The sequence below is a fragment of the Dictyobacter halimunensis genome (assembly GCF_036245075.1).
The window spans coordinates 1,249,040-1,275,386 of record NZ_BSRI01000002.1 but is presented as its reverse complement, the minus strand read 5'-3'; the positions used below and the strand labels follow the sequence as shown (position 1 = coordinate 1,275,386).

Genomic DNA, 26,347 nt, shown 5'->3' with positions numbered 1-26,347 from the left:
AGCTCACGTGGCTGGAATATCGAAGACGTTCGGAGTGTTATAGTATGTGAACAGTAAATTTGGAAGCGCTCCATCCGGCTTCTCTTTTTTTCGCGCCGCCGAAGGCAGCAAGGAAAGACTTTTAAATGACCCTGGAGTAATGCCAGATTTGCGAACCCTGAAAAAAATTATGTAGTATGGACGTATAATCATATATAGGTATTCCTGACACCGAGATATCTCCCATATTGATGTGAATATTAATGAAAACCCTTATCTGCTCTTGAGTTACGGAGAAAAACGAGGTATCATAAGACCGTTAGGAGTAAGAGTTTACGTATATCCTGGAATAGATCTTCAAGGATCAGGTGTCACCACCAAAACTTTATGGAGGTGCTAAGTGGGATCAAAACAAGCTAACAAACCATCGGGTCGTCAGATAGCGATTCTGAACGATCTGGGGAACCGACCGTTGCGCGTCCGACCGGTGCGCTACATGGGTCGTGAGTGGTGGGCTGTCGACTCTGAAGACATCTGGCCTGGAATGGTAATGGACCTGCGGCGCCTGGGGTTTGAGTCGGTAGCCATAGCAGAAAATGTTCTGGTGAGAGAAAGTTCTCCTATGCCCGAGATGCAGATGGAAGGCCCGAATGCGTTAAACGGATTGAAGCCTTTTCCTGTCATTCAGCCGACCATCCAGATTCGTCGAGAGTCGTATTTAACTGATTACTCATATTCAGACCTTGAATATCTCGATGATGATTATGAGGATGAAGACGAAGACGAAGAGTGGGATGCCGAAGACCTGGATGCCGAGCGCGAGTAGCGCCAGGCCTTTTTTATATAGATAAAAGTTAAATATCAATGTGACTGTAGCGCATTGTGTGCGGCACCTTCTGGATAGTTGCGATCTGGAAGGTGTTTTTTTTATGCATGAAGAATTGCCTTGAATGAGTATGAGATGCTTTGCTATCTTTTCATCTTCTGCTATAATGAAATGCATAAGCATGTGGCATGAGGCAATAAGAGAGCATTGATGGACGTGTGCATCGAGACGTTTTCCTGTACCAATGCGGCACATTATAGGAATACCATCGGTTGCGACTCCATACAAATGTGCAAGTGGAATATATAAAGCAATGAGGAGCTAAAATGCAGAAGGATTCTGAGCAGGAAACACAACCTATCGCGGTGCAAACCGAAGAAGCACCCATTGAACAGGACAATCTTTTCGGAACCCCCATTGTGCTTGACGATCAATTCGATGAGTCTGAAGCACCTGCGTCTCCACCCGAGCACATGGCTGCTCTGAACGAGCAGACCAGCCTGGCCGCCTGCGCGGGACCGTATCGTCAGGAATTGATGCTGCGCGGCAAATCTAATTACACTGTGACATGCTTTCTCTCGGATCTGAAGATGCTGATAGATTTTATGGGCGCTGATATCCCAGTTGGTCGTATTACGAAAGAGAACGTGACGGATTGGCTGATGAAGCTGAAGTTTGGCACGCCCGGTATGACCCCGGCCCCTAAGACAATGGCTCGTCGCGTCACATTTCTGAAGAACTTTTTTACCTGGCTGGAGCGTGAGCATATTATTCGCGAGAATCCGTCCGCCAGCCTGACACTGGAGCGACCACAGCCGCCGCTCCCTGAACTCCTTACGGACGATGAAGTTCGGCAGTTGATGGAGGCGGCCCAGGAGGACGCCCGCTGCCACTGCCTGGTGTATCTTATCTTACGAGCCGGCCTGAAAAAAGAAGAGGTGATGGGGCTCAAGGTTCACCATATCGATCTGATCGATCCCCATAATCCCCTGGTCTCCATTCGTTTTGCCGCCTCCACAAACAAGCAGCATCGCGAGCGCCGCATCGCCTTGCCAGCTGAGTTTACAGATATCTTCCACCGCTATCAGCAGGACTACCATGTGACAGATGTGGTCTTTCCCTGTACCGATCGCAACCTGAATTATATTCTGGCCAGGGCAGTGAGCGCCGCCAACATCAAGAAGCGCGTGACCCTGCAACTGTTGCGTGACACCTTTGCTGTACAGCAGTTGCGCGATGGTATCTCGCTGGATGGCCTGCGTGAAAAGTTGGGCCTCTCAGATGAAGCCTGGCTGGAGTCAAAAGAAAAGTATCGCCGCCTGGCTTTTCCCGCTAAGTAGCGGGGCACTCTTCTTGTTTGCGTACGTGGGCGCCTCCGCATAGGCGTCCGCATGCGCGGCCGCAATTGGTTTTAATGTGTCGGTGGCACCTGGTGCATTCGCACCAGGTGCCACCGACACATTAAATAGGGAGCACTCTGGTGCGCCTATGTTTCCCAACAGTGTTTTTATGAGTAGCGCTGCGGTGGTACCGTCATTCTTTGAGGAGGCTGGGGTGTGATGACGAAGTGGGTAGCTTTACGCTTGATGGCATTGTTGAGCAGTACAACATTGAGAATAATGGCTCCAATGGCCAGCGGTCCCAGGCAGATCAGCCCGAAGCCAAGCGTAAACAGGGTGCCAAGGATCATTAAAGGCCAGTAGAGGAAGAAACTGCATACTAGCAGGATCGATCCAACCGTTGTTTCACGCGTCATGAGCCAGCCAACCCCAAAGATGCCGATCAGCGATAAAATAAATTCTGTTATCAGGGCCGTATTATCTCTTTGGGTGACGGTAAATGCGCTGGCTCCATCTGCAGGCGGTGCATAGGCGGTAAATGTAGCCTGGTACGTTGGTGGTTGCTGATAAGGTGGAGGTGAGGCGGTATAGCCATTGGAGTAGGGAGGACGATACGAGCTCTGACCTGGACCACGTGGTGCTGGCTCCTGGATTGGTGGTACAACGTTTTGTCGCTGCCGGGATGTGGGCGACCCGTTTTCAAGTGGCGGATATGCGCCATATGATGTATGTGGCTGCTCATTGCCGGTGCTGCTTCCACATGCCGGGCATATCCTGGTTGTCTCTGCTATTTCTTTTCCGCAACGTGTACAAAACATGGTTAGCCAAGTCCCTCTTACTATCAATGGACGCGCAGGTTTTTACGGCCTCTAATACACTCTGACAGTATCCGCTGTCGCATGTCCATGTGCCGTATGTATTTGATTACTTACTTGTACGTACGCAAAAGATATAGGTTGTAGATGCAAGGCGCCAGCGGACCCGTTATGGTGGGGCTACCTTCCATCCTTGAGCATCACCTGTAACTTCAATTGTACCCGCTTTCCCTACATTTACAGTATGAATATGGGATAGCGTTTCTGGTAGCTTTATGGCGGTTACATCTGTTGCCTGGCCTTTCTTTTGCTTTGCCGGAGGGGTTTCGATCAACAGAGATGGATGGGCCTGCTGAACGAGGAGACTCAATTCTTTGCGCACCGGTTGCTGACCATCGCCAACAATCTGAACAATATCAGCACCGAGCGCACCCGATGTCGTTTGACTGCTCAACTGAGAAAGGGCATACTGGCTCTGCGCTGCCGTACCCAGCAAGAGTAGCCGGATACCGGGGGCCATGAGGCGTATAACCAGCGTATTATCCTGTATGCTGTTGCTGGGATGGAGCTGCGCACCCGGCCACATGATCTGCAGCGACGTATATTTTCCCACCGCCAGTACGTTTCCACGTGTCAGAGATTGATAGGGAAGCTGTTGCTCCTGAATCGTCTGCCGCCAGCGGGCATAGGTGGCCGAAGGATGGAGCATGCCCCCATCAACCACTGTACCAACACGATAGCGCGTCACCACATCCTGTAATCCCAGCAGATGATCGGTGCGCGGAACCGTTAAGATAACCAGATCCAGGGAACGCTGCCAGGATGGGAGACGGTTATCTAACGCCTGAGAAAGGGATGGCACATCCAGTCCGCCATCGATCAATATCGTTTTCGCGTCTGCCGTACGGATAAAGATCGCTTCACCCTGCGCGGGCTTGCCGGTGGGACCAACGCGCAAGAAGTCGATGATGGTTGTTCCTGTGGCCTGTGAGGGCAGGCTGGCGATAGCGGTAGTTGCGATAATGGTAATTGCTATGCCCGCGTAGAGTAAGCGCCGCCCCCAATTTGAGCGTGATTCCCTGGGGATATTGGGTTTCTCACCGGCTGGATAGCTGGACCGGTGTTTCAATAGAAAGAGCAGCCATAGGGAGAGAGGGAGATAATACAGCCAGGCCAGGCGGCTATCCAGCGTAGTGACGCTCAGGTAGGCACCGGGAATGGATGCGCAGATAAGGATGCTCTGACTCATATACCACAGCAGCGGCCAGACCAGCCAGCCACAGATAGCTGCCGCCAGCGTTGAGATCAGTCCCACTGCGCAGAGGAGCAGGCCAAGGGTAATAACTATCCCCAGCAACGGTACGGTGAGCATATTGGCGATGGGTGCGATGAACGAAATCTGCTGGAAGGTCAGGGCGAAGATGGGTAGCGTTGCCAACTGTGCCGCTAGCGTCACAGCGCCGGTCTCTACCAGAAAATGACCTCCGGGTAAGCGGGTGAGTGGATGCAGAGGTCGTTGGATATGGGGCGTAAAGAGTACGATACCCAGTGTCCCCAGAAAAGAGAGCTGGAAGCCTGTATCCCACAACACCAATGGATCGAGCAGGCTCATGCCCATGGCCGTAAAGGCCAGGGCGGTATAAATATTGTAGCTACGACCCAGCCGAGGAGCCAGCACCAGCAGGCATCCCATCACTCCTGAACGAATGGCCGCTGAGCCAGCGCCGCTCAGGATGGTATACGCGCCGATGCTGAGCAGCACGATAATGGTGCTGAGCCAGCGTTGCCAGCTCCTTACCCTGGATCCGCCAATCTTTGTCGCCAGCCAACCTTCATAAAGCCAGCGCATACAGCTAGCGACCAGTCCTGCCGCCAACGTAACTTTGAATCCTGATGGAACAATGAGGTGGGCAGTTCCTGTAACATTAAAGGCCTGGCTCAGCGGCCCGAGTTGTTGTGTACGCAGGCCGAGCACGATCGCGACCAGTAAGGCCGCGTATGGCTGGGGGAGGGACTGCTCGATTAACGTCATGAATTGAACGCGCCAGTGATAGAGCCAGGCTACGAGCGAATTGCCACCATGACCGGTGATGGTGAGCCGTGGAAACGTCATCTGCGCCAGCACATCCGCTGGACCATGGGGAGGAGGCGCGCCAAGCTTTCCCTGGAGCGTCAGTTGATCACCATAATTGGCGCCATAGATATCTTCAATACTGGTCCCACTGATCTGAACCTCAATCGTACCGTGTACCGCCTGCCAGGCAGTGCTGCCCGGTGTGGTAATCCCCTCCACCGCCACCTTTAAAAGACGGGTCCGACCTTCCAGACGCGGCTCATCACTGACCGTACCCTGAACCTTTACTACCCTGGAACTAACCTGATGCGCGATGGACAAGGGATCATTGGCGGGAAGGACACCTGTATAGCGCCAGGCCCCCAGAATGAGAAATAGCAGCGCCAGCAGCGGCTGGCGTATGGTACGTGTTCGCCAGTAATAGGCGAGGGCCAGCAGGGCTCCTATCGCCGCGCAGAGGAGTAAGAATGGCGAGAATGCTGCAAACCAGGCGGCTAGTAGGATACCGGCCAACCAGCCGCTGCCAGCAACCACAACGGACAACCCGGGCAGCGCAAACCCAGGAACAGAGGCTGGCTCCGGCCAAGTTTTGTCCATTACTTCCTCCTCCCCACACTACCATCTCAAACGCTTGTAGATTTTTCGCGCCCATTCAGCATGTTGAAGTCGGGCCGCCGTTGCTTAGTGGGCCGTGAACTGGTGTGCCATCAAGGTTACCAGTTGATTGGCATAGAAAGCCGCGATAGCGGCACCGATGCCGATGCCAATCAACATACCCAGGCGCTTGCCCAGTCGTCCTCCTCTCATAATATTCAGGTCCAGCGACGTCGCCACCATCCAGCCTAGCAACGCGCCCAGCCAGCGCCCCAGCAATGTTCCCACGCCTATACCCAACAATAGACACACAACCCAGACCGCGCCTTGCAGCAACGCCATCTTAAAACTCGGCTTTGTGGAGATCCCTGACTTCAGTCATGGGGAGGAAACAAAGCCGCTCCTTTCTTTCTTTTTGGGGGACAAGCCAACTACGCCATGCAACCCACGTTTTGACGTTGCATGTAGCAGGCTTCGCTCCCTGTGTGAGACGCGTGTTCGTTCGATCGGCATGCAAGCTCACCGTTTGCTTTTTGCGATCAAAGCCACCTACTGTACAGAGGCCATATGTTGCGTGATACACCAACGTTCCACGCTTCAAGCCAAGTGAACGCGTGCCCCCATAGGGCTTGCGCACACCTCCTTTTGAGGCTTGCAAACGATGGAGTTGGCGACGGTGCAACACGGCTCCAATCACATACCAGAGCCGTTGGCAGGTCGGTTTTTCTGCCCCACTCTCTGAAGCTGCTAAGACCCAACTATCCACGCAATGCGACTCAAAGCTTCGTTTGGCTTTCTGCTTTGTTTTCTTGAGGCCATACTTCTCGCGCAATTGTTTGGTTCCCCATCCTTGCTTGAGATGCACCTGCAACCCCATGTCAGCGAGTAATCGATACAGATGGTCTTTGCCAACCTGGACCGGACTAAATGAGCGATTCCATGTGCCTCCTTTCCCATTTCTGGTGACCGCTTGCACATCCTCTATCACCGTATCCGTCAGGGGGAGAATGTGTGTAAGATGAGCCACAATGCGAGCCTTGGCTTCCCATCGGCTTCGTGTCGATGGTGGGATGCGTTTTCTCCGATTGAGACGATTGTGTGAACGCATGGGACGACGCCATTTGCGATTCCGACGTGCTCGACGCATGGTTCTGCGGGTTTCCATGGCATCTTTGACATGCGTAGGCGCTTCCACCATGAGGTGAAGCACCGTATCATGGGTGCCAACGACACTCAAGCCTTCGAATGCACTGCCGGGATCAACCCCGACGACAAGAGGTTGATTATTTGGTTCCTGCTCGTAGCGCAACTGGACAAAGAACATGCCAAGCCGATTGCGTTTTGGACGAGCATGTCCACTCTTGAATAACTGTCGTGCTTTCGCAGAGGTACAAGGCATCAGTGCGACGCCACGACAATCAACAACAGGTATGCGCATAGGTGAAGGATTTCCTTCCTCCTGGTCAAAGCCAGGGTAATATTCCCCTTCGTGAGAGCGAGGACGGGCTTAACCCCAAAGGGTGCCAGCTTGGGCGCGGCTAGAAGAGGTTCAAGCGAGGGGGGTACTCGAACGTTCTTGAACATTAGCCCATCCCGCGACTGCTACCGAAGTAGCTCACTAGACATGACTTACGTTGTCTTAGCCCTTCGACAAGCCCCTGCCGCAGAGGCATGGGGTCCATGACGTGTAATTGTCATGCTATGGTTACCAGATCCTTTATTTTTGTATAGACAGTTTTACTCAGTACCTGTGATAACGTATCTACGGATAAGTATGGACCATGTTGTAGCCGATAAGTAACAATTTTTTGCGCGGATGTACTGCTGATTTGCAATCCCTGGCGCAATTCATCCGCGCTGGCTGTATTCACATTTACCTTGCCACCAGGCGTGCTCGTGGCAGTGCTAGCGGCTGATCCACTGGATACTGGTGTCTCATTGGCATGAAGCACGTAGATCTCCTGCCCATCGCTGAGATGCGTCGCCAGGTTCAGCGCGGTCAGATTAGCGCCTGGCAGTGGACCGCCAGCGGCCTGCAGCAATTGATACACGCGCGCCTGATTGCTTAGCGTATAGACACCAGGATGCGCGACCGCTCCCGTAATATAGACCAGGATATTTCCACTATCAGCGTTACTCGCTGTTGAAGTATCACCAGTATTCTCAGCTGTAGCACTGACAGTTGGCAGTACTGGCGGTGATGCTGGCATAGTGGTAGCCGGCCGCCAGAGCCAGAAAATACCGCCGGCCAGAGCTACAATTAGCACCAAAGGCAGCATCCACGAACGGTACCGCTTTTTCAGCAGAACAGCAGTCGACTCGGGCGCCAGTGCCGACTCCCCATCCGCGTCCGCAGGGATAGGCACAGGAATGACCTCTGGCTCACCTGACGAGACCGCGTCGGTCAACGTCTGCTGCTCAGAAATATCATACAAAGACGTCGTACGAGGAGGAGTTGAAAGAGGTTGAAAAGGCATCATAGACTACTGCTCCCTTCTATCCACACACCACACTAATCATCGCCCGCAAAGCATAACAAATACCTCTATGTATATCAATACATAAAATTAGTGATTTTCTAAATATCTCAAGCACGATATGCAGAGACTAGCAAAAAAACCAGGCCTTGTGCTCTTCAAGAGCATAATGCCCTGGGTTTTTTAGTTGACTTCGGCTTCCATCTGGTCTTTAGCCTGCAGTAATCGATGCTGTGCCATCAATTGATAATACTCCTCAAGCTCTGAAAGATCTGATTTAGTAATATTGCTGCGCACTACTGGATATAAGAGAGTGCGCACTACCGGAGATGGAGTTAGGAGAATACCACCTATCCTCCTGACGATCTTTGCAGAAAAACGATACGATTGATGATAGATGATGATGGTTCTGTCACCTTGAGCTTGAAAAGTCAGACTGCAATTCAGTGCAGATGCAATTTTCGCTGTTCTGAACGAGAAAAAGCGGAACGGGACAGATTTTGTTATGGTGACTGTATTTCTCCCCATCACTATCGAGGCAGGGAATTCTTCAGAGTGGCTTTTTGCCCTCATGGCGTACCGAAATGTGGTCCCAGCTTGCAATGCTGGCGTCGAAAGGTCTTCTATCTCAATGACTGTCTCGGCTTGTTCCTGCCACCGCTTATGTCTGGCGACAATTTCGACCTCCTCAGGACGAACAGACTTTTTCGTATAGAGTGTGAAATCTTTTGTATAATCCAGAGTGATCAACTGAGCGATGTGCTGCGGTTGAAGCATCCAGAGAAAAACCTTTTCTTGTGATAGTTCAACCTCAATACGTTTAGTAATGTCCATTATACTCCTTTTGCATTATCTTGCATGAAATAAAGAGAGGATTCCGTAGATCTGATGCCTTATTTGATGGATATGTCCTACGCCACCGGGCAATATGGTCTGGATATAGTCTACATAGGCATCTGGCTCTGCTTTAGAGTAAGGCACAAAACATCGCTTATTGACTATTGAGAGCACAGGACATCGTGAAAGTGCTACAAAAACAGGCTCTAAAGGGTTTTGCTTTGATATGGTGTTATGTGGCTTGAGATGCGACTTGAGAAAGCTTGACGAATATGGTATACTCCTTGATGAAGTTCCCGTAGCTCAGTGGATAGAGCACCGGTCTCCGGATTAGATACACCATTTTTTCAGCCTCTCAAGCCGCTCCACGTTTTGAAATTTCATCAAGAGCACCGGTTCTGCTGGTTGAAATTTCTGAAATTATATGCATCTCAAGCAAGTATTGACGCGCTTCTGTGCATAAAAAAAGACCAAGCCATGTGCATTTATAGAGCACAAGACTTGGTCTTTTTATCAATAAGGATGATAGGTATTATCTAGGTTTACTCAAGCATATAGTCAACGATCTTATCATCCTCATAACTATCAAAATCGATGGTAGCCTCTTCAAGATGCTCTTTGCCTTTAACTAAGATCCGTAAGCGCATGATGTATGGGAAAGCAGGTATTGCCTTGCTCCATTAACGGGTCCTACATCATATCTAACACGTGTGAGAAGGCAGACGCAGATTGAAGAGGACATTAAAATTCACTCACAAATGCTTCGAGTGCTTGCGTTACGTTTTGGATTTTTGCCTCTAGCTCCACGTCATCAAGAGTGGGGATGAGCTGATAGATTTCTTCTAGACTCTTTTTCATCGCTTCAAGCTTTTCCCGTGCTTCATTCATGGATGAAGCGAATGTTGTGTGAACCATCCAACCGTAGATCCCACAGGTAATCGCAAAAGGAGGATAGTGGCATTGTTCCAAGGTGATCCGCGCGCCTTGAACATATTCTTCATCCTGAAGAATAATGCCTTGCTCAGTTCCTTCTGTGCCGATAGTTCGTCCTTCATCAATTGAAAACCAATCTTGTTTGACCATCTCCGCCGTCGCCTCTCATATATTAATACATCTATCAACGTTCGAAGCATTCACAAGGCTTCATTGAAAGTATCATAGGAAAAACCACCATTTCTTGCTTTAAATCTTCACCTACCATGCTGGTTCAAAAATGTTTGCACCTTTGCTTTTCAGGCATTGATGAAACGATTTTAGATAAGGTGAAGGGTTCCTCTCGAACAGGTCCAGCTCGAATGCGTTTCTATGAGCAGGAAAAAACCAAGCCATGTGCACTTATAGAGCACAAGACTTGGTCTTTTTTAGTTGATTTCGGCTTCCATTTGATCTTTAGCCTGGAGTAATCGATGCTGTGCCATCAATTGATAAGCCTCCTCAAACTCTGATTTAGTAGGACCATCGATGCGTATTACTGGCGATAAGAGAATACCACCTATCCTTCTGACGACCTTTGCAGAAAAACGATACGATTGATGATAGATGATGATGGTTCTGTCACCTTGAGCTTGAAAGGTCAGACGGCAATTCAGTGCAGACGCAATTTTCGCTGTTCTAAACGAGAAAAAGCGGAATGGGACGGATTTTGTTATGGTGACTGTATTTCTCCCCATCACTATCGAGGTAGGGAATTCTTCAGAACGGTTTTTTGCCCTCATGGTGTACCGAAATGTGGTCCCAGCTTGTAATGCTGGCGTCGAAAGGTCTTCTATCTCAATGACCGTCTCGGCTTGTTCCTGCCACCGCTTATGTCTGGCGACCCTTTCGACCTCCTCGGGAGGAACAGGCCTCTTCGTATAGAGCGTGAAATCTTTTGTATAATCCGGAGTGATCAACTGAGCGATGTGCTGCGGTTGAAGCATCCAGAGAAAAACCTTTTCCTGTGAGCGTTCAACCTCGATACGTTTAGTAATGTCCATTACGCTCCTTTTACCATTCTGGTTCAAAAATGTTTGCACCTTTGCTTTTCAGGCATTGATGAAACGATTTTAGATAAGGTGAAGGGTTCCTCTCGAACAGGTCCAGCTCGAATGCGTTTCTATCAAGATCTTTCCTGGGTGAAAAAAACAGACGCTTAATTAAGTCCCACCCTTCAGGGCTGGATGCATACGCATAGAGTTTCGTTACCTTGATGTCTGGATACTGCTCACAGGCGAATGCGAAAACACTTTGTAGCAGTTCTCTGAAGTGCGTCGCGTATTCCTTTTTGACGGTGGCCGATGCCACATAACCGATATATTCGCGGCCAGGCTCATAGGTCAAGATGTCGTCTGCTGTGATGTCCCGCTCCGTTATCTCATCGCGTAGGATGCGGAAGATTGTTTCTTCTTTCATCGGCATAATAGTTATGCCTCCCCATATCTCCCGGCGATCGTCAGCATTAAATAATAGCCTTGCCATATAGGGGTTTTTCTCCCACCACTTATGAGTGATAGAGATGTCTACTGTGTTTTCTACTCCATACATCTCATAATCATATGCAAGCATGTAAGGGAGGTCGCTGGCCCTGGCCCAGTCGGTAGCAGCTGGATGGCTAGGATTTTCTTTGTAACTTCCTGCCTGTCTTCGCTGTTGCCTGCTGCTCTGTTCTGCCTCGATAAAAGGCTTTAACTCTACAGCCATTTTTAGCACATCTTCCTGGATGTACTTACCCTGTGATTTCCCAGGAGGTGTAACTTTTCTTATCTTTCCGCTATCAACTAAATTTTTAAAGCTGCTTGGGGACATATTCCCTAGCAGTGCCCTGGCTTCACTCGATGTCAAAAGTTCTGTCATTATTGCTTCCTCCCGATTACATCTGGCCTCTTTATGTATTTCTAGAATTATACAACATTTCTGAAACTTTGAGAAGATTTTTAATCTGAGGTAAAAACTGCCCATAAATTAGCTGAAATTTCTGAAATTATATAATATGCTTAGGAAGTGTTAGATGAAATTTCCGCAATTGCTAGCGAGCCGATCAAGGAAGGATATTGATATGCAAGTACAGCACTTGGGTAAACAATTTCAGTTTCATGTAACGCCTTCATGTATGTATTTTTCTGTTGGACATGATGGGAAGTTTTATGCTGTGTGCTCTTGCACGAAACATATTCACGGTGTTTCTGATGCCAACTCCAGACAACATGCAACATTTGCGGATCGTCGCTCTGCTGAGCGCCTGTGCACTAAGATCAATAAACTGGCTGCCTTTCATGCTAGCATCGAGGTTGCTTAATGATTGTTTATTTGTATACACTGCCTGACGATACTGCTGCGGCCTATCGTCAGGCAGTTTGCATTCATCTCTCGCGTCGAAGCTTCTTGCACGCCTGCACGCCTGTACGCCGGACTGCCAGGGGGCAAGCGAAACGGTCAAGCAAAAAAAGTCCTGCGGCATTATCTGGCTTCCTGAGGCATACAACGTTCACGCGCTTCCAGCGTTGCGCCGTGACGGTGCGAAGCAAGCGTACTACCTGGATGCCTGTGATAAGCTCGGAATGCGACGGTGCGCGTGATGAAGTCCTGCGTATATCACCTTGGCACCGTCGGCATGGAGTGCATATCACAGGCATCCAGGTGGAGACGCTAGTCACGAGACACGCTGGCCCTCACACCGTTCCTTTATGATCACGCTCACACTCACGCGCTCATGCTCAATCGCCGACGCACCATTCCCTTCAAATCGCCCGATTGCTGATAGACGGTCTAAGACTGACGCCAGACGCCAGACGCCGCTTACTCGATGGCATTTTCTCTCGACACGTCATTCTTTTCTCTTGTTGGTTCTCTGTTCTCTTTTTGCGCCATGCGCCACGCGCCCGTCCTGGTCGGATTCTCATTGCACGCCAGACGCCACACGGTCTTTTGCTCACGTGGCTCATCGCTGGCCTTAGCGGTCCAGCAAGTAAACCGGACCGCTCAAAATACATCACTGGCCGCTTGGTGATTGGGGAGTCTCTTGAGAGGTGTCTTTGTTTGTTCTCTTAATCCTGCTATTCGTGAATTTATGTATTAATCGAGTTACTAATGCTATTAATAGAAATACGAGGGTTGAGACAACAACTGCCTTTATCCAGTTAACAAGTTCCACATACTCCAGGAGCACCATTGCTATGAATAAAATCGCTAACAGAACTGATGAGTAAAAAACCTGTTTTTTTTGTGATGGAAACATACACAGTCACTCCTGATGAGCTTGTTTCCTACTATTCTATCACTGTTCTGTGTAAGGGATGAAATATAAGGAAAAGAGGTGGATATGACTGAAAGCTTGGTCAAGATATTAGGTGCCTTCCTGGATACTTTGTATCTGAATGTCTACCAGACGGATAGCAATTATCAGATCGTGAAGAAAAAGCTGTCTGATGAGCTTAAGGAAGAGCTGCAAGCCCTCAAGGATCTGGCACAAGAGGAAGAGGAAAACATTCCGACGCGCTTTGTCTTTGATGGTCGGCCACTGCTGATGATGACGAAAGGTGGTGAGGGCTTCAACTGGATCATGAGAAACGAGAGTATCAACCTGTGTGTCAATCGGAGCTCAAAGATGAACTTGTGTGCACAGGTGCGTTGCTCCTCTGAATATCTATGGAAAGTCCGTGATATCAGCACGATCGTCAACAGTGTCTTTTTCTTCCTGACACAGGTCTTTGGTGACTTCATCAGTCTTCAAGTGTCTGCGCTCGATCTGGCGGTGGACACGCTGCATTTTCAGTTGCCGTGTGCTGATGACATCAAGGAATGTTTTATCACTCGTGCGCAAGCATCAAAAGAGCGTCCTGGTTGCCTGGGTGATGGGTTTGTGGATGGACCGGAAGAGATTAACCGTCGTTGGGGTCGGATTACTGGCTTGCCGTTTGGTGCCCGTGGAGCTGCTATCTCGGCGCTGATCTACGACAAAACGCACGAGATTAAATATCAGTCGCCTGAGAAGTCCTGGTTCTTTGATCTCTGGCGTGAGGCTGCACGTGTTCAGGGTTTTGAGTACAGCGAAGATATGCAGGTCATCCGCCACGAGATGCGCTTCCGGCGTCCGGCGTTGCGGGAAATGAAGCAGGTCGCCCAGGTCGTCACGGATGGCGAAGAGCATGAGGAAGTCTTGTTTCATGGGATCGAGGATGCCTTCATACTGGAAACGTACATAGCTGGCCTATGGGGGTATGCTGTGGGACACGTTGACGGCGGTGCTGATGGGCTGCCGGATGGCTGGCTCCGCTATGTGGTTCCCAGTGACACGGATGTCAACCGCTCTCGATGGGAGGTGCATCCAGACTGGCAGGTCATTCAATCGGCGTTTGCAGTTCCTGAGCTGGAAGAGTCTGAGTATGAACGAGAGGAGCGAGAAAAAGAAGAATTGCTGGCCGAGGTCGATGCGTACCTGGAAGAGCATCCGATGCAAACAGCAAAGTCTCCTGGGAAGAAAGTGAAGAAGTCGGCGTTTAAACAGCCTGATTATGTTGCGCCTGTGGTCGATCCGCGCTTGTTTAACCTGGCTCCGTACATTCGGGAACGGAAGCGGCAAGTCAATATGAATCGGATGGTCGCACAATTGACTGGCTGTATGTCAACGTTTGAAGCCTGGCGCGCTCATTCTGATGAGGGTTTGCCTGCTGATGTAGAAGCGGATTTCTCGGATAGCTTGTCTGCCTACTACCGTTTAGCAGAAGAATATATGCTCCAGCGACAAAAAGACTACTCGGAAGTTGTCCATAAAAAGCGCGTGCTTTATCACATTGAGGGGGTGTCTTATGGCTCGTAAAGCTCTTCAGATCAAGGATGCTATAGACGGCTACATTGTTAGATGTAAGTCGAAAGGCTTTTCTCATAGGACAATTGAATGGTATGAGCAAAAATTGCGCTTCTTTTGTGCTTACATGTTGGAACAGCAAAGTACTAAGGATCTGAAATCAGTCACTTTGATGCATCTGCGTGCGTTTGTTCTCCATGTCCAGGCCATGAAATCGCGTACGAATAATAACGTGTCAGAGATCACGGTCAAGGGCTATGTGCAGGTTATAAAGGGCTTCTTTAGCTGGTGTGTGAGTGAGGATCTGTTAAAGACTGATCCCGCTACAAAGTTGGAGAGGCCGAAAGTCGGTGAGTATGTCATCACTACTTTTAGCGAGGATCAGATTAAGGCATTGTTTAGCGCCTGCGACTTGCGCACTGAGCGTGGGTACAGGGACTATACCATAATGATGCTGCTCCTGGACACTGGCGTTCGGGTGTCTGAATTGTGCGGTCTGCGCTTGCAGGACGTTCATAAGGACTACGTTAGAGTCCTGGGCAAGGGCCGTAAGGAACGTGAAGTGGGCGTGCACTCTGACACAATCAAGTGCGTCTGGAAGTATGTTCATAAGTTCAGGGATACATCTGATGAGAATGAACAGCTCTTGTTCATCAATCGAGCTGGTGAGCCTTTGACTCGTAGCGGCGTGGCTCGTTTGATATCTGATGCTGGTGAAAGGGCTGGCCTCTCTGAGGTGCGCGTATCTCCTCATACGTTCCGGCATACTTTTGCGATCATGTACCTCAAGAATGGCGGTGATGTCTATAAGCTCTCGCGCCTGCTGGGACACAGTGACATTAAAACTACAGAAGAATACCTGAAATCATTTCAAAGTCGAGAGGCCAGGCGCGATCATGATACTCTGTCTCCTGTCAATCGCGTACGTGAAATGAAGAGAGAGAGGTTTCGTAGATCTGATGCCTTGTTCGACTGATATGTCGTAGGGCACCGGACAATACGGTCTAGTTTTTTGCTCTGCATATAGCCTGCATAAGCCTCTGGCTTTGCTTTAGGGTAGGGCACAAAACATCCCTTATTGACTGTTGAGAGCACAAGACATCGTGAAAGTGCTGCAAAAACAGGCTCTAAGGGGTTTTGCTTTGATGTGGTGCTATCGGGCTTGAGATGCGACTTGAGAAAGCTTGACGAATATGGTATACTCCTTGATGAAGTTCCCGTAGCTCAGTGGATAGAGCACCGGTCTCCGGAACCGGGTGCGCTGGTTCGATTCCAGTCGGGAACACTCTACAATATAAAACGGCTCCAGAAGCCAAAAGGACTCAAACGGGAGGACGTGGACAACCCCCTGTTTGGGCCTCTTTTTTACCTAGACCGGGTGTCTAGAAGGCACTTTCTAGACACCAAAACATCCCCGTTATGTCAATTAGAATGCTTGTGTTTTTTCTTCCGTAAAAGCTCCATAGCCGACACGGCAGAGAACTTATGCTGCTCTTTTCGGGCCGACCTGGAGTCAAAATTCTTGAGATATTCCTCTGTAATCTCAACGCTACTGTGTCCCATGAGCCGGGAAAGTTTATAAATTTCGCCGCCTTGTTCCAGGTAAATTCTAGCAAAAATGTGCCTGGAGGTATGCGCTGATATTTGAACTGGCCTGTATTGATGCCCTGCACCTGTGCATTTAAATAATTTTGTCTGTTCTAGTACACAGGTGAGAAAGTGAGCAAAAACTGACGAAAAAAAGACTTGTGCACCTGCTGAAAAGTTTGTACATTGAATCCGTGTGGTAAAGCAGTGTGTTAGCTTTGTTGCACTAAAATATGGCAGTTGTATGGGATCTTTAAGCAAAGGAGCGATCTTTTATGTCAGGGAAGGCTGGTTCTTACTACTTCTCTACACAGTGGTTGCGGCGCGTGATTGCCTCGACCGCTGTACTGCTTGGCATGTTGACTGTGGTTATGGCGGTGCCCTTCAACGCATCAGCCTCTTCCACGGCAACCCTACCAGCGAAGGTAACGGTAAATGCTCAACATGGGCCTGGGCGTATTCCTGCGACAGCGCTGGGTGTCAACAATGCTGTCTGGGATTCTCATCTGCAGGATGCGGTGGTGCCTTCGCTGTTGCAGCAGGCGGGCGTCAAGGTGATGCGTTATCCAGGCGGGTCGACCTCTGATACCTATCACTGGCAGACGAATACAATTGAGCCTGGTAATACCAGCGCTGGCGCCAATGATTTTGATGCCTTTATGCGCGTGGTCCATCAGACCGGTGCCCAGGCGATGGTTACTGCTAATTATGGATCGGGTACACCCGCCGAGGCGGCCGCGTGGGTAAAATACGCCAATATCACGAAGCACTACCATGTTCAGTACTGGGAAATCGGCAACGAGATATATGGCAATGGCTCGTATGGCGCGAACTGGGAGTACGATACGCACGCCCAGAAGGGTCCGGCCGCCTACGCCAACAATGCGCTACAATTTGTTTCGGCCATGAAAGCCGTCGATCCTACTATTAAGATCGGTATTGTGCTGACGATGCCTGGCGATTGGCCCGATGGAGTGGTTGCCAGTGGCGATACGCAGGACTGGAATCATACCGTGCTCTCGATTGTCGGCTCTAAGATGGATTTCGCTGCCGTCCACTGGTACGCGGATTACGCATCCATCCCCGGCAATGAGTCGGATGCCGGTCTGCTTGGCAATACCGCGGCCATCCCCGGCAAGGTCGCAACCCTGCACTCGCTGATCAATCAGTATTGTGGTAACAGGGCCGGCCAGGTTAAGATCGATGTGACCGAGACCAACTCGGTCCCCTATAATCCTGGTAAGCAGACGGTGAGCGTGGTGAACGCTCTGTTCCTGGACGACGATTATATGACCTGGCTGGAAAACGGCGTCAATAACGTCGATTGGTGGGATACCCACAATGGTATCGTGACCTATGGGAACAATAGCCCGACCCTCTTTGGCAACACGACGTATGGCGATTATGGCATGCTTTCCGCCGGGAACAGCGACGGTGGTGTGAGCGAGCCACCAGCCAATACGCCATTCCCCACCTATTATGGTTTGCAGATGGTCAGCCATCTCGTGCAGCCCTATAATCGCATGCTGACCGCTTCATCCACTCAGAGCCTTGTCACAGTACATGCCGTACGCCAACTCGATGACAGTATCGCCGTGCTGCTGATCAACAAAGATCCGAATAACAGCTATAGCGTCGACCTGTCACAGGCGCATCCAGGGCATGTCACAGGCGCGACCGTCTACAGCTATGGGGCCAACAGCACCGGAGGCATCACCGTTACCCATGTCAGGGGCAATGCGGCTGCCAACACGCAGACGATCGCTCCCTATTCACTCACAACCGTCGTCTTTTCCGGCGATGATTAATCTTCATTAGCCGGACTTAAAATCTGTTTGAAGTAATAATGGCGTGGTAGGCGCTCAGCGCCTACCACGCCATTATTACTTCAAACACTTTAACTATTCTGAAAGCCATATTACCAGGTATGTAAGTTGCTGGTAAATAAAGGATGATACTGTAACGAAAGGAGGCAGAGTGGTTTTGGTGCTGCTCCACATTCACGAATGAGTGCTTCACATTCAGCGCGCACCAGCCGTAGTGATACACGATCTACTGCACTTATTCCTCTCTTTTTCTGGTACAATTGAGAGTGTGTTCGAAGTTAGACGTGGTGTGCCTTCAGCCCGGAAGCGATGCGCCAGGCGGAAGAAAAGAAGGATCTGAAGAAGTAAGCAAAGGAGTGTTATGCCATCTTACCCGGCGCCCCCTGTGCAGCCCGAGCTCAGACGCGAGTTGCGGGCGCAGCTGCTGGCGATGTCGGCGCGCAGCTTTGAGTTTTTTGCTGGCAATTTTTTGCCCTACGCAGGCCTTGAGGATATCTCCGTCACCCGTTATGTCGGGGATGGCGGTATCGATGCCCAGGGTACGCTGATGGCCGGGAGCTTTCAGCTTCCGCTTGGCATCCAGGTGAAGCGGTACCGCAACAATGTGCAGCGTCCCGATATTGATCGTTTTGTGGGCGCTTTGTCCGGCCGCTTCTCCAACGGCTTATTTGTTACCACCGCCGACTATGCTCGACAGGCGTTGCAGAAGGCGACCACTTCGGTTCCACGCGTGCTGACCCTGAATGGTGAGCAGATCGTCTCCTTAATGATCGAGCACCGGCTCGGGTTGAGGTCCTCGCCGCATAGCGCGGATAAGCTGGATATTGATGGCGACTACTTTGCGTCCTTCGAAGCCATGAAGAATCTATGGTCGGCCCAGGTCAGCGAATCGCCCGTGCCGTATAAGGCGCATGTCCAGCAGATGGCCAGCGACCAGCCGATCGATCTGAATCCGGCCGAAGACCTGATCATGCTGAATACGCTGGGCTATGCCCTGCGCGTCGACCCGGCCCGGCTCCGACGCTGGGTAGAAGATGGGATCGTTGTTCCCGACGCCGTCCAACCGCAGGCCTCTGGTCGCAGCAGCTATTACTTCAGGCGTGATCACATCGAATCTATCCGCCGGGCATTACGCCTGGAGCAGCGACCCGCATCGAGCCAGGACTGGAAGCAAGAATTCCTGGATTTTGCCAGGAGCCGCAATCTTTCCCGGTCATACAAGCCTGTGATGATTAAGGCCTTTTTCTCGCTGGTGGACCGTGAAGGAAAGGTGAGCCTTGAAGACCTGGCACGTGAGTTTCGCAATATCTACATACAACACGTTGAACTCGGTCAACCTCTAGAGCGTTCCGGCTCCTTGATGGTTCAGCCGTTGACGGCCAGCGATCAGGAGATCAAGCGGCTGATCGTGAATCATCCACTTCAGCGATTCCTGATTAAGAACTTTATGGAATACGATCAGGAGCAGGGGATAGTGCGTATCGCGCCGTACTTATGGAGGGAGCTGTTGCATTACGAGGTCATGGATGTGCTGGAACGCGCGGATGAGCAGATGCGCTATTACGTCTCTCGCGAAAACTAAGGCACCTAACAATACCGATGCCGGGTACATCGGCATTGTTAGGTAGTTTGGCTGTCACATACAGTGACTCATACCTGATACGGATATTACTCTTATGTTATTGGCTTCCGAATGCCTGTTGTGAGCGTTGCATGCTCGGCATCTGGGTCGTTCGGCCCAACTCTTTGCCCTGCAGAGCCGCAATCAGCAGGTCGAGTTCCGTTTGGGTAAAGTGCAGGACCGGTTTCTCGTTTTGCTTCTCGGCCTGCTGAATTGCCTGTACCTGTACTTGAACGGCCATCTCCATGCGCTTTAAGCGCTGCTCTTGTATTGCTGATCTTTGCAGGCGATCGAGCAGCATATTGAGTGATCGTGCAATCTGCCAGAGCACGTTATCCTGGTTGAGCGGGGCACGCGCCTTTAAGTTGCCATTGGCAACCTCTACGTGGGTCTGCAGTATCTGGTTGATGCCCTGCTGGAGATGCTCTCGTTCATCGACGAGTTGATGCTCAAGGTAGGCGATCATCTCAGCCCGATCTGCGCGTTTGAGCGCTTTTGACGCGGAGTTGACCCAGAGCCACGAGACGAAAGCCACCAGGATCTGGACACCAACGGGGCGAATGATGATAGGAATTAACTGCATCTGGAGATCGTGATTGAGCGCGGCTGTATGCGGCTGCAAAAATAAGCTGCCCAGGATGATGCCGATATTGTAGATCATCACGATGAAAACGCTGCTTGAACTGAGAAGAGATACGCAGAGCAGCTCTCCAAAGACAAATAACTCGTATTGCTGGATGCTGGGTTCGTCTAGCGGCCAGGTCGTAAAAATAACCAGGGTCAATGCGATTTCAAAGCCTATAGTTAACAGAAATCCAGCGCTCTGGGGCTTCCGCGACCGATTGAAGAAAATAGCGATGAATGAGAAGACAATCATAATCGCGTCAGCCCATATAACAAATGGGTTGGGCAGGGCGAGGCAGCCTGGAATAAAGAGAATAAAACACACGAGGAGCCAGAAAATAATGGTCGAGGTGAGCTGTGATTTACGGGCGACTTCTCGTTCTACAAAACTCGCACTCGATGGAGGCGTTGGGAGCGCGGTATTCGCGTACCACCATCCTATCAGGCCCGCTCTCTGTCTATTCTCCTCGACAAGTTCTTGGGGAGACCATCCCTGGTTGTTTTGCGTGTTGTTCATCGAATTCCTTCTTTAGTGTATTGTGCGACTGCTATGGGTGTCCTGATGGCATCAGGATAGTTGATGTATTCAGGCAGACTTCATCAAAAAAATTTATTTTGGTCGTCCGGAGTAATGAAAATGATTACTTTTAGGGAAAAAAGAATCCGCAGTGCTTCGTCGACCACATTTGATGAAAGGGGAACAGCTTTTTTGATATCAGTGATATCTCTGCGTCCATCAATCTGCTCGTAAACGCTTTGTAACATCAGTTTTTGGATTGTCGTCCAGCCGATTAAATTGTCCACATTAAGTCTGGCTATTTGCCGTGGAATCGGAGGCTTTTGCTCCTGTTCTGATGGTGCATCTTTGTCAGGATGAGATGTTGGCGGGGCCGGCAGAGGATGAAGCACCCATTGGAAAGGTCCCCGTTCCCCATCCAGGCGTATGAGAACGTCTATCGTTATAGGATGACGCTTTCCGTTTTGTTCTTGTACATAACACGCAGTGACTTTGCCTTCGACCAATTGAAGGTACCCGGTGCAGCGTCCCCGGATACCCGGCACATGGCGAAGGTCATTTGCTTGTAATAAACCATTCCTTCGGTATCGCTCAAAGACCCCGAGACTAAATGCAAGTCCTAAGCTTGCATCAATATAATCTTTGTTTTCCATGCTACCCCTTTTGTGAATGTTTCAGCGAAATCGATATGATTTCTTTCCTCCATTTCGCACCTTTTATATGAGGTGTGGTTTGTGCTAATACTGCTAATAAATTGGGCAAGAAAAACAAGGACACCTAATCATGGTTAAAACCACTTCATCCTATATATGCCGACTATATCACACCCGTAAGCATAAATTCAATTGTCTCTTACAAATGGGTCTGAATATCTTCCAATAGTCGTATGATAAGCTCTACATTTATCATGTAATTCGCATACTGAGTCGTATTCATTAGATATAATGCCATGCATCTCGCGCCTCTATAAGCTATTAGAGATCCCGTTCAAATAGCTCTAGCTGCATAGACCGCAAGATGGTGTGTCCATATGGCGTTACGCTAGAGACAAAAGACTCAACAATATAAATAGAAGGCGTAAGGCAAGTAATCTCATCTATTTGTGATAGCCATTCAAGAAAGTATAACCCCAACTTGCATATTTGGTGTTAAGAGTAACAAGTGACAAGTTTCAAAGAGATAGAGGTCATGTTATCGATTTAAAATTAGACAAGGAATGAAAATAATGCTATAACAACATGGAAATCTACTAATAGAAGAGAGAAGGGAGACACTTATTTGTTTCTCTGCCTGGCAGAGAAAATGTGGCATTTGTTGACGCACATGCAGGCTATCCAATGGTTGCTTGATTGCTCTGTCTGTGAAGAATCCCCCTCTCTTAACTATACTTATTACGATCAGATTGCCTCAATGATGATGCATCTCGTCCTTCGCGTTGATAGCCGGGGATGCATAATCATTTGCTGATGAACCATACCAGCGTCCCTTTTATTTGTATCAACCCGGAGTCTGGCAGACATGGATATCCTGCGACATCCCACGGTGGGAGAGCAGATTGCATGTGTTTCTACCTCGTGTGGAGGAGTAGACACGAGAGGCGCAATTAAAGGATTTGGCTTGAAATGAACACACTTAAAAACGACATTATGCTTGCAGAGCTCACTCAGACATTACCTGCTGTCCATGTGCTCTTTAATGCTCTTGAGGAAATGCACGTCACACATATTTTTGGCGTTCCCGGCGGCCCTCTGGTCCCTTTGTTTGCCGCCCTGTCTGAGCGGCAGCACATCCAGCCCGTCTTAGCGAAACATGAAGAGGGCGCGGCGTTTATGGCAGAAGGGTACGCGCGCGTCCGGCGTGGCCTCGGTGTGTGTTGCGCGACGAGTGGTCCCGGCGCAACAAACGCGTTTACCGGCGTCGCCAGCGCCCACAGCGATTCGATCCCCGTCCTGGCCCTAACCGGACAGGTGGCTACCAGTGTTTTTGGCAAAGGTGGGCTCCAGGACAGTAGCAGCGGCAACTGGAACGTTGATGTCGTTGATGCCTATCGCGCCGCGACGAAATTGTCGTTGATGCTACAGAGTGGCGAGCAGATGCCCCACATGATTCGCCGTATGGTTCGGACCGCTCTCACCGGCCGCACCGGGGCGGTGCACTTGAATTTGCCGGCCGATGTGATCAAACAAATGGTTTCGGTGAGCGCACATCCCGTGACGAAGTTTTATACCCAGACTCTGCCCGCAGGAGATCCACAAGCTGTTCAAGACGTGGTTTCTGTGCTGAGATTGGCGCGGAAACCCGCCTTGCTGGTTGGTCATGGCATCAATCTGTCTGGCGCCTGGAAACCCCTCCAGCGCCTTGCCGAACAATTGGCTATTCCGGTCGCGACGACGCTCAAAGGGAAAAGTGCATTTCCTGAACGGCACCTCCTCTCACTCGGCGTTTTTGGCTTCGGTGGGCACCCTCTGGCGGAAGCGTACGTATGTGCTGAAGACGTCGATACCCTTGTGGTGATTGGAACCAGCCTTGGCGAATTCCAGACCAACGGCTGGGACTCACGCCTGGCGGCCAATCGCACGGTCATACAGATCGATATTGATCCGCTGGAGATCGGCAAAAACTATCCGGTCGACTACAGCATTGTTGGCGACGCAAATGCTGTGCTTCTCGCCTTGACGGATGCACTCAGCCAGGGTGGATCGAGATCACTGCGTGATTCTTACACCGAGCTACACGCGCTTCGTGAGCAGCATCCCCGCTATTACCATGCCGAGACATTGCAGGCTGAAGCTCCTGTCCTCAAACCGCAGGCGGTTGTGACGAAAATGAATGATATTCTACCCGATGACACCCTGCTGTTCGTTGACAACGGGAACTGCCTCAGCTGGGCGGGCCAGTTTTACGAGGCCCGCCAGACGGGCACAATGTTTTTCGCGACCAATGTCGCATCGATGGGGTATTCTATTGCGGCGGCCATCGGCGGAAAAGTTGCCGCGCCAGACAAACCGGTTGTCGCACTGCTCGGGGACGGCGCCTTTGGGATGAATGGCCTGGAAATCCATACTGCGGTAGACTACCACCTTCCAGTCATCTGGGTGGTCCTTAACAATGGTGGCCACGGCATGGTATACAACGGTGAAAAGCTCCTCTCGGGTACCTCGTACCTGACCAGGTATAGCAAGCCCATGGATGTGAGCGCCATTGCCCGTGGCGCGGGGGTAGAAGCGTTTACCGCGACCACACTCGCTGAATTTGAAGAGAGCCTGCAGCAAGCGCTTCGCTTGCAAAAACCGTGCCTGATCGAAGCTATTGTCGACATAGAGGAGACGCCTCGCGCTTTGCAACAACGAGCCGATACATTAAAAGCCTTCTTCGGAAAGCAATAATAAGCGCCTCTCGATAAACTTCTCTCTCTGACAGTGAGATATCCATCCATTCCCTTGTGTCTGTGCTGATCTCACCAGAGAGAGAATGTTTTCTCCTCGGAGAGCAAGGTGCTGTGGAAATATCGAAAGTGAAGCAGTAGAACGATGTATCACATTTTCAAAGATCGATCTCCCTTTCGATCCCGAGATGCGACGGCGCGAGAGCCAAGAAACAACAGAGTCGGGATCAAATCGTGTGGTTTCAGCGTCCCACCTCACATCCGCACGAACGACGACCCTATTTTCAAGACGCTCACAAGGACGATGAACGCGCAGGGGATCTCGGAAGTGGACCTCTTTACGGGTCTGAAGGAGCGGCGCCACTTAGCAGGCGATGAACGAGTTGAAACATTTATGGTAGAGGCGGCAAGAGTAGCCATTAAAAGAGCCCATAGAACCGTGCTGGATATTGATCGACTGTACGGTTACACGTCAGTAGCGGAATATCTTACCCCGAACAGCCTTTACGAGGTCCATCACGCGCTTCAGTTGCCAGAACAGACGATGGTCATCCCACTGAACAATGAATTCTCGACCTTCCTGGTGGGGATCTTGCAAGCTTGTGAAGCCATCACCGTCGGCCACAGCAAACACGCGCTCGTTGTTTGTGGAACCAACTGGACCCAATACATGGACTACACGCAGGGGCACGCACTAAGCGTAGGTGACGGAGCAGGAGCGGCGCTGATTGGTCCGGATGCCGAATTTGTTCTACTGGATTACGCTACCCAGACACTGAGTGAGCAATATGGCGCGATGACGATGCAGACCCGCGAGAGCGCGCATCCTACGTATAAGATCACCGAGGAACAAGGGCTGCATTCTTTTCAGGTGTCGGCGATGCACGGCATCCCGGCGATGGTACTCTCCCTGTTGAAAAAACACGGTCTCAGCGGAAAGGACATCGCGCTCATCACGCATCAGGCCTCGCGTGTTCTGATGGATAATTGGGCTGCTCGTATCGAACCAAAGGAATACCTGGATACACTGGAGCAATTTGGAAACCTGACCCTGGCCTCCTACGCTGTCACATTGGCATATCACTATCCGCTGATTACTGCGCCATATTTGGTCCTTGCGGCCGTAGGGGTTGGCTACCATCAAACGGTGCTTCTTTTCAAGCGTTCAATCAATATGAGTGAGCGCTGATTATAATATCTGCCCTCGGGGACTGATTTGGAGAAGGTGCCGTGAGTTATGCAGGGTAAGCAACGGCATAGTAACACAGTCCCGGCTTGTATATGCGCAAGCCGGGACTGTGTTACTATCAGGTCCTTTGATTAATGTCGGTACGGGTCTGATTATTTTCGAAGTCGGTACTCAGCGCCTGCTCTTCATTCTGTGCTTTCTTCAATTCCTGCTTTACCCGACGGCCAGAAAGGCTGCCAAGTTCGCTGGCGATCTCTCCATCGCCCAGGTCGGTATCGGCCTCGATATCTTCGCTGCCGGTCACGGATGGTTGCTGCTGACGCTTGCGTTCGAGATCTTGTTTGACTGCCTTTGGATCCAGGTGAGATTTCCTGGTGGAGAGCTTGCCTAGCTCTTGCGCAATGCTATCGCCCAGATCGGCATCAACCTCAACATCATTGGTCCCCTGGATAGGTCGGGGGGCAGATTGCTGTTCGTGTGATTTATCCTGTTGGCTCATAGTCCTTATTCCTTTTCGCTAAAAATCCGGGCATACAAGGATCTAATTGAGAGAAGCTGGTAACTAATGACACGAAAGAAAACCCATAAAGGTTTCTAGACGTATTCAAAAAAATAAAGCTGCTCTTGTAGAATGATGATCTTTTGTGCGTAAAATAGTATATTGTAAAGCATTTTTATTCTGTTCAAAGGGGCAAAGAGATGGAAAACCCTGGTCGTAAATGGGCGCTTCTGGGCATTATCTGTTTTCTATTTAGCCTGATCACGTTATTTACGGGCTATGTTGGACTTAGCGCACTCATTGATATTTGTGGTTTTATCTCTCTTGTTATGTATCTTCGCACCCTCTCCAACCAGACGGAAGAATGAGAAATCC

General features: G+C 50.3%; 23 protein-coding genes and 1 tRNA gene. 11 read left to right on the top strand and 13 right to left on the bottom strand.

What is annotated here, in order from left to right:
• Positions 1-379: 379 nt before the first annotated feature.
• Together AABA21_RS19345 and AABA21_RS19340 are read left to right on the top strand one after the other, a co-directional pair.
• Entirely contained in the window at positions 380-805 is a 426-nt protein-coding gene (locus tag AABA21_RS19345; RefSeq protein WP_338253074.1) for a hypothetical protein, read from the top strand.
• A 326-nt stretch (positions 806-1,131) separates the two neighbouring features.
• Positions 1,132-2,145, top strand: a complete 1,014-nt coding sequence (locus tag AABA21_RS19340; protein ID WP_338253072.1) for a tyrosine-type recombinase/integrase — start codon at positions 1,132-1,134, stop codon at positions 2,143-2,145.
• Between the two features lie 167 nt (positions 2,146-2,312).
• Here AABA21_RS19340 and AABA21_RS19335 read toward each other — a convergent pair whose 3' ends face one another.
• The 9 genes from AABA21_RS19335 to AABA21_RS19295 all read right to left on the bottom strand — a co-directional run bounded on the left by AABA21_RS19335 (position 2,313) and on the right by AABA21_RS19295 (position 11,774).
• Positions 2,313-2,963, bottom strand: coding sequence for a zinc ribbon domain-containing protein (locus AABA21_RS19335; RefSeq protein WP_338253070.1), 651 nt, complete (start codon positions 2,961-2,963; stop codon positions 2,313-2,315).
• Positions 2,964-3,129: 166 nt separating this feature from the next.
• Positions 3,130-5,631 carry a ComEC/Rec2 family competence protein gene (locus tag AABA21_RS19330; protein ID WP_338253068.1) on the bottom strand — a complete coding sequence of 834 codons (2,502 nt, stop codon included), beginning with the start codon at positions 5,629-5,631 and terminating at the stop codon, positions 3,130-3,132.
• Between the two features lie 84 nt (positions 5,632-5,715).
• Positions 5,716-5,970, bottom strand: a complete 255-nt coding sequence (locus AABA21_RS19325) for a hypothetical protein (protein ID WP_338253066.1) — start codon at positions 5,968-5,970, stop codon at positions 5,716-5,718.
• Between the two features lies 1 nt (position 5,971).
• On the bottom strand, positions 5,972-7,066 hold the full coding sequence (locus AABA21_RS19320; RefSeq protein ID WP_338253064.1) for an RRXRR domain-containing protein: 1,095 nt from the start codon (positions 7,064-7,066) through the stop codon (positions 5,972-5,974).
• Positions 7,067-7,322: 256 nt separating this feature from the next.
• A complete protein-coding gene (locus AABA21_RS19315; protein WP_338253061.1) occupies positions 7,323-8,108 on the bottom strand; it encodes a ComEA family DNA-binding protein in 786 nt (261 codons plus the stop codon).
• Between the two features lie 180 nt (positions 8,109-8,288).
• Entirely contained in the window at positions 8,289-8,939 is a 651-nt protein-coding gene (locus tag AABA21_RS19310; protein WP_338253059.1) for an SRPBCC family protein, read from the bottom strand.
• 744 nt (positions 8,940-9,683) lie between these two features.
• Complete coding sequence (locus tag AABA21_RS19305) at positions 9,684-10,025, bottom strand: hypothetical protein (RefSeq protein ID WP_338253057.1); 342 nt, start codon at positions 10,023-10,025, stop codon at positions 9,684-9,686.
• Positions 10,026-10,303: 278 nt separating this feature from the next.
• Positions 10,304-10,918 carry an SRPBCC family protein gene (locus AABA21_RS19300; RefSeq protein ID WP_338253055.1) on the bottom strand — a complete coding sequence of 205 codons (615 nt, stop codon included), beginning with the start codon at positions 10,916-10,918 and terminating at the stop codon, positions 10,304-10,306.
• A 10-nt stretch (positions 10,919-10,928) separates the two neighbouring features.
• The gene (locus AABA21_RS19295) at positions 10,929-11,774 is read right to left on the bottom strand and encodes a hypothetical protein (RefSeq protein WP_338253053.1); all 846 of its coding nucleotides are present in this window, start codon (positions 11,772-11,774) and stop codon (positions 10,929-10,931) included.
• Positions 11,775-11,976: 202 nt separating this feature from the next.
• On the opposite strand from AABA21_RS19295, the gene AABA21_RS19290 reads away from it, so the two are divergent.
• The 4 genes from AABA21_RS19290 to AABA21_RS19275 all read left to right on the top strand — a co-directional run bounded on the left by AABA21_RS19290 (position 11,977) and on the right by AABA21_RS19275 (position 16,009).
• Positions 11,977-12,216 carry a hypothetical protein gene (locus tag AABA21_RS19290; RefSeq protein WP_338253052.1) on the top strand — a complete coding sequence of 80 codons (240 nt, stop codon included), beginning with the start codon at positions 11,977-11,979 and terminating at the stop codon, positions 12,214-12,216.
• A gap of 1,023 nt (positions 12,217-13,239) precedes the next feature.
• Positions 13,240-14,736: a hypothetical protein gene (locus AABA21_RS19285; RefSeq protein WP_338253050.1), complete on the top strand. Its 1,497-nt coding sequence runs from the start codon at positions 13,240-13,242 to the stop codon at positions 14,734-14,736.
• Complete coding sequence (locus AABA21_RS19280) at positions 14,726-15,700, top strand: tyrosine-type recombinase/integrase (protein WP_338253048.1); 975 nt, start codon at positions 14,726-14,728, stop codon at positions 15,698-15,700. Before AABA21_RS19285 ends, AABA21_RS19280 begins: the two co-directional genes overlap by 11 nt.
• A gap of 237 nt (positions 15,701-15,937) precedes the next feature.
• Positions 15,938-16,009, top strand: a tRNA-Arg gene (locus AABA21_RS19275).
• Positions 16,010-16,146: 137 nt separating this feature from the next.
• Here AABA21_RS19275 and AABA21_RS39450 read toward each other — a convergent pair.
• The gene (locus tag AABA21_RS39450) at positions 16,147-16,572 is read right to left on the bottom strand and encodes a tyrosine-type recombinase/integrase (RefSeq protein ID WP_420917163.1); all 426 of its coding nucleotides are present in this window, start codon (positions 16,570-16,572) and stop codon (positions 16,147-16,149) included.
• A 14-nt stretch (positions 16,573-16,586) separates the two neighbouring features.
• Between AABA21_RS39450 and AABA21_RS19270 the strand changes: the two genes are divergently transcribed.
• Both AABA21_RS19270 and AABA21_RS19265 read left to right on the top strand, forming a co-directional pair.
• Complete coding sequence (locus tag AABA21_RS19270) at positions 16,587-18,119, top strand: cellulose-binding protein (protein ID WP_338253047.1); 1,533 nt, start codon at positions 16,587-16,589, stop codon at positions 18,117-18,119.
• 379 nt (positions 18,120-18,498) lie between these two features.
• A complete protein-coding gene (locus AABA21_RS19265) occupies positions 18,499-19,719 on the top strand; it encodes a restriction endonuclease (protein ID WP_338253045.1) in 1,221 nt (406 codons plus the stop codon).
• A gap of 97 nt (positions 19,720-19,816) precedes the next feature.
• Here AABA21_RS19265 and AABA21_RS19260 read toward each other — a convergent pair whose 3' ends face one another.
• Together AABA21_RS19260 and AABA21_RS19255 are read right to left on the bottom strand one after the other, a co-directional pair.
• Entirely contained in the window at positions 19,817-20,899 is a 1,083-nt protein-coding gene (locus AABA21_RS19260; protein ID WP_338253043.1) for a hypothetical protein, read from the bottom strand.
• An 83-nt stretch (positions 20,900-20,982) separates the two neighbouring features.
• Positions 20,983-21,552: a hypothetical protein gene (locus AABA21_RS19255; RefSeq protein WP_338253041.1), complete on the bottom strand. Its 570-nt coding sequence runs from the start codon at positions 21,550-21,552 to the stop codon at positions 20,983-20,985.
• A gap of 969 nt (positions 21,553-22,521) precedes the next feature.
• Here AABA21_RS19255 and AABA21_RS19250 point away from each other — a divergent pair.
• On the top strand, positions 22,522-24,285 hold the full coding sequence (locus AABA21_RS19250) for a thiamine pyrophosphate-binding protein (RefSeq protein ID WP_338253039.1): 1,764 nt from the start codon (positions 22,522-22,524) through the stop codon (positions 24,283-24,285).
• Positions 24,286-24,588: 303 nt separating this feature from the next.
• Positions 24,589-25,473, top strand: a complete 885-nt coding sequence (locus AABA21_RS19245; RefSeq protein WP_338253037.1) for a beta-ketoacyl-[acyl-carrier-protein] synthase family protein — start codon at positions 24,589-24,591, stop codon at positions 25,471-25,473.
• 118 nt (positions 25,474-25,591) lie between these two features.
• On the opposite strand, the gene AABA21_RS19240 is transcribed toward AABA21_RS19245, so the two are convergent.
• Positions 25,592-25,972: a hypothetical protein gene (locus AABA21_RS19240; RefSeq protein WP_338253035.1), complete on the bottom strand. Its 381-nt coding sequence runs from the start codon at positions 25,970-25,972 to the stop codon at positions 25,592-25,594.
• Between the two features lie 200 nt (positions 25,973-26,172).
• Between AABA21_RS19240 and AABA21_RS19235 the strand changes: the two genes are divergently transcribed.
• Positions 26,173-26,340, top strand: coding sequence for a hypothetical protein (locus AABA21_RS19235; protein ID WP_338253033.1), 168 nt, complete (start codon positions 26,173-26,175; stop codon positions 26,338-26,340).
• Positions 26,341-26,347: the final 7 nt, after the last annotated feature.

Coding starts and splice junctions, on each gene's coding strand:
- AABA21_RS19315 (WP_338253061.1), bottom strand. CDS start 8,108: ATGATGCCTTTTCAACCTCTTTCAACTCCTCCTCGTACGACGTCTTTG.
- AABA21_RS19260 (WP_338253043.1), bottom strand. CDS start 20,899: ATGAACAACACGCAAAACAACCAGGGATGGTCTCCCCAAGAACTTGTC.
- AABA21_RS19310 (WP_338253059.1), bottom strand. CDS start 8,939: ATGGACATTACTAAACGTATTGAGGTTGAACTATCACAAGAAAAGGTT.
- AABA21_RS19340 (WP_338253072.1), top strand. CDS start 1,132: ATGCAGAAGGATTCTGAGCAGGAAACACAACCTATCGCGGTGCAAACC.
- AABA21_RS19325 (WP_338253066.1), bottom strand. CDS start 5,970: ATGGCGTTGCTGCAAGGCGCGGTCTGGGTTGTGTGTCTATTGTTGGGT.
- AABA21_RS19300 (WP_338253055.1), bottom strand. CDS start 10,918: ATGGACATTACTAAACGTATCGAGGTTGAACGCTCACAGGAAAAGGTT.
- AABA21_RS19305 (WP_338253057.1), bottom strand. CDS start 10,025: ATGGTCAAACAAGATTGGTTTTCAATTGATGAAGGACGAACTATCGGC.
- AABA21_RS19265 (WP_338253045.1), top strand. CDS start 18,499: ATGCCATCTTACCCGGCGCCCCCTGTGCAGCCCGAGCTCAGACGCGAG.
- AABA21_RS19270 (WP_338253047.1), top strand. CDS start 16,587: ATGTCAGGGAAGGCTGGTTCTTACTACTTCTCTACACAGTGGTTGCGG.
- AABA21_RS19320 (WP_338253064.1), bottom strand. CDS start 7,066: ATGCGCATACCTGTTGTTGATTGTCGTGGCGTCGCACTGATGCCTTGT.
- AABA21_RS19285 (WP_338253050.1), top strand. CDS start 13,240: ATGACTGAAAGCTTGGTCAAGATATTAGGTGCCTTCCTGGATACTTTG.
- AABA21_RS19335 (WP_338253070.1), bottom strand. CDS start 2,963: ATGTTTTGTACACGTTGCGGAAAAGAAATAGCAGAGACAACCAGGATA.
- AABA21_RS19235 (WP_338253033.1), top strand. CDS start 26,173: ATGGAAAACCCTGGTCGTAAATGGGCGCTTCTGGGCATTATCTGTTTT.
- AABA21_RS19240 (WP_338253035.1), bottom strand. CDS start 25,972: ATGAGCCAACAGGATAAATCACACGAACAGCAATCTGCCCCCCGACCT.
- AABA21_RS19250 (WP_338253039.1), top strand. CDS start 22,522: ATGAACACACTTAAAAACGACATTATGCTTGCAGAGCTCACTCAGACA.
- AABA21_RS19255 (WP_338253041.1), bottom strand. CDS start 21,552: ATGGAAAACAAAGATTATATTGATGCAAGCTTAGGACTTGCATTTAGT.
- AABA21_RS19280 (WP_338253048.1), top strand. CDS start 14,726: ATGGCTCGTAAAGCTCTTCAGATCAAGGATGCTATAGACGGCTACATT.
- AABA21_RS19245 (WP_338253037.1), top strand. CDS start 24,589: ATGAACGCGCAGGGGATCTCGGAAGTGGACCTCTTTACGGGTCTGAAG.
- AABA21_RS19290 (WP_338253052.1), top strand. CDS start 11,977: ATGCAAGTACAGCACTTGGGTAAACAATTTCAGTTTCATGTAACGCCT.
- AABA21_RS19330 (WP_338253068.1), bottom strand. CDS start 5,631: ATGGACAAAACTTGGCCGGAGCCAGCCTCTGTTCCTGGGTTTGCGCTG.
- AABA21_RS19295 (WP_338253053.1), bottom strand. CDS start 11,774: ATGACAGAACTTTTGACATCGAGTGAAGCCAGGGCACTGCTAGGGAAT.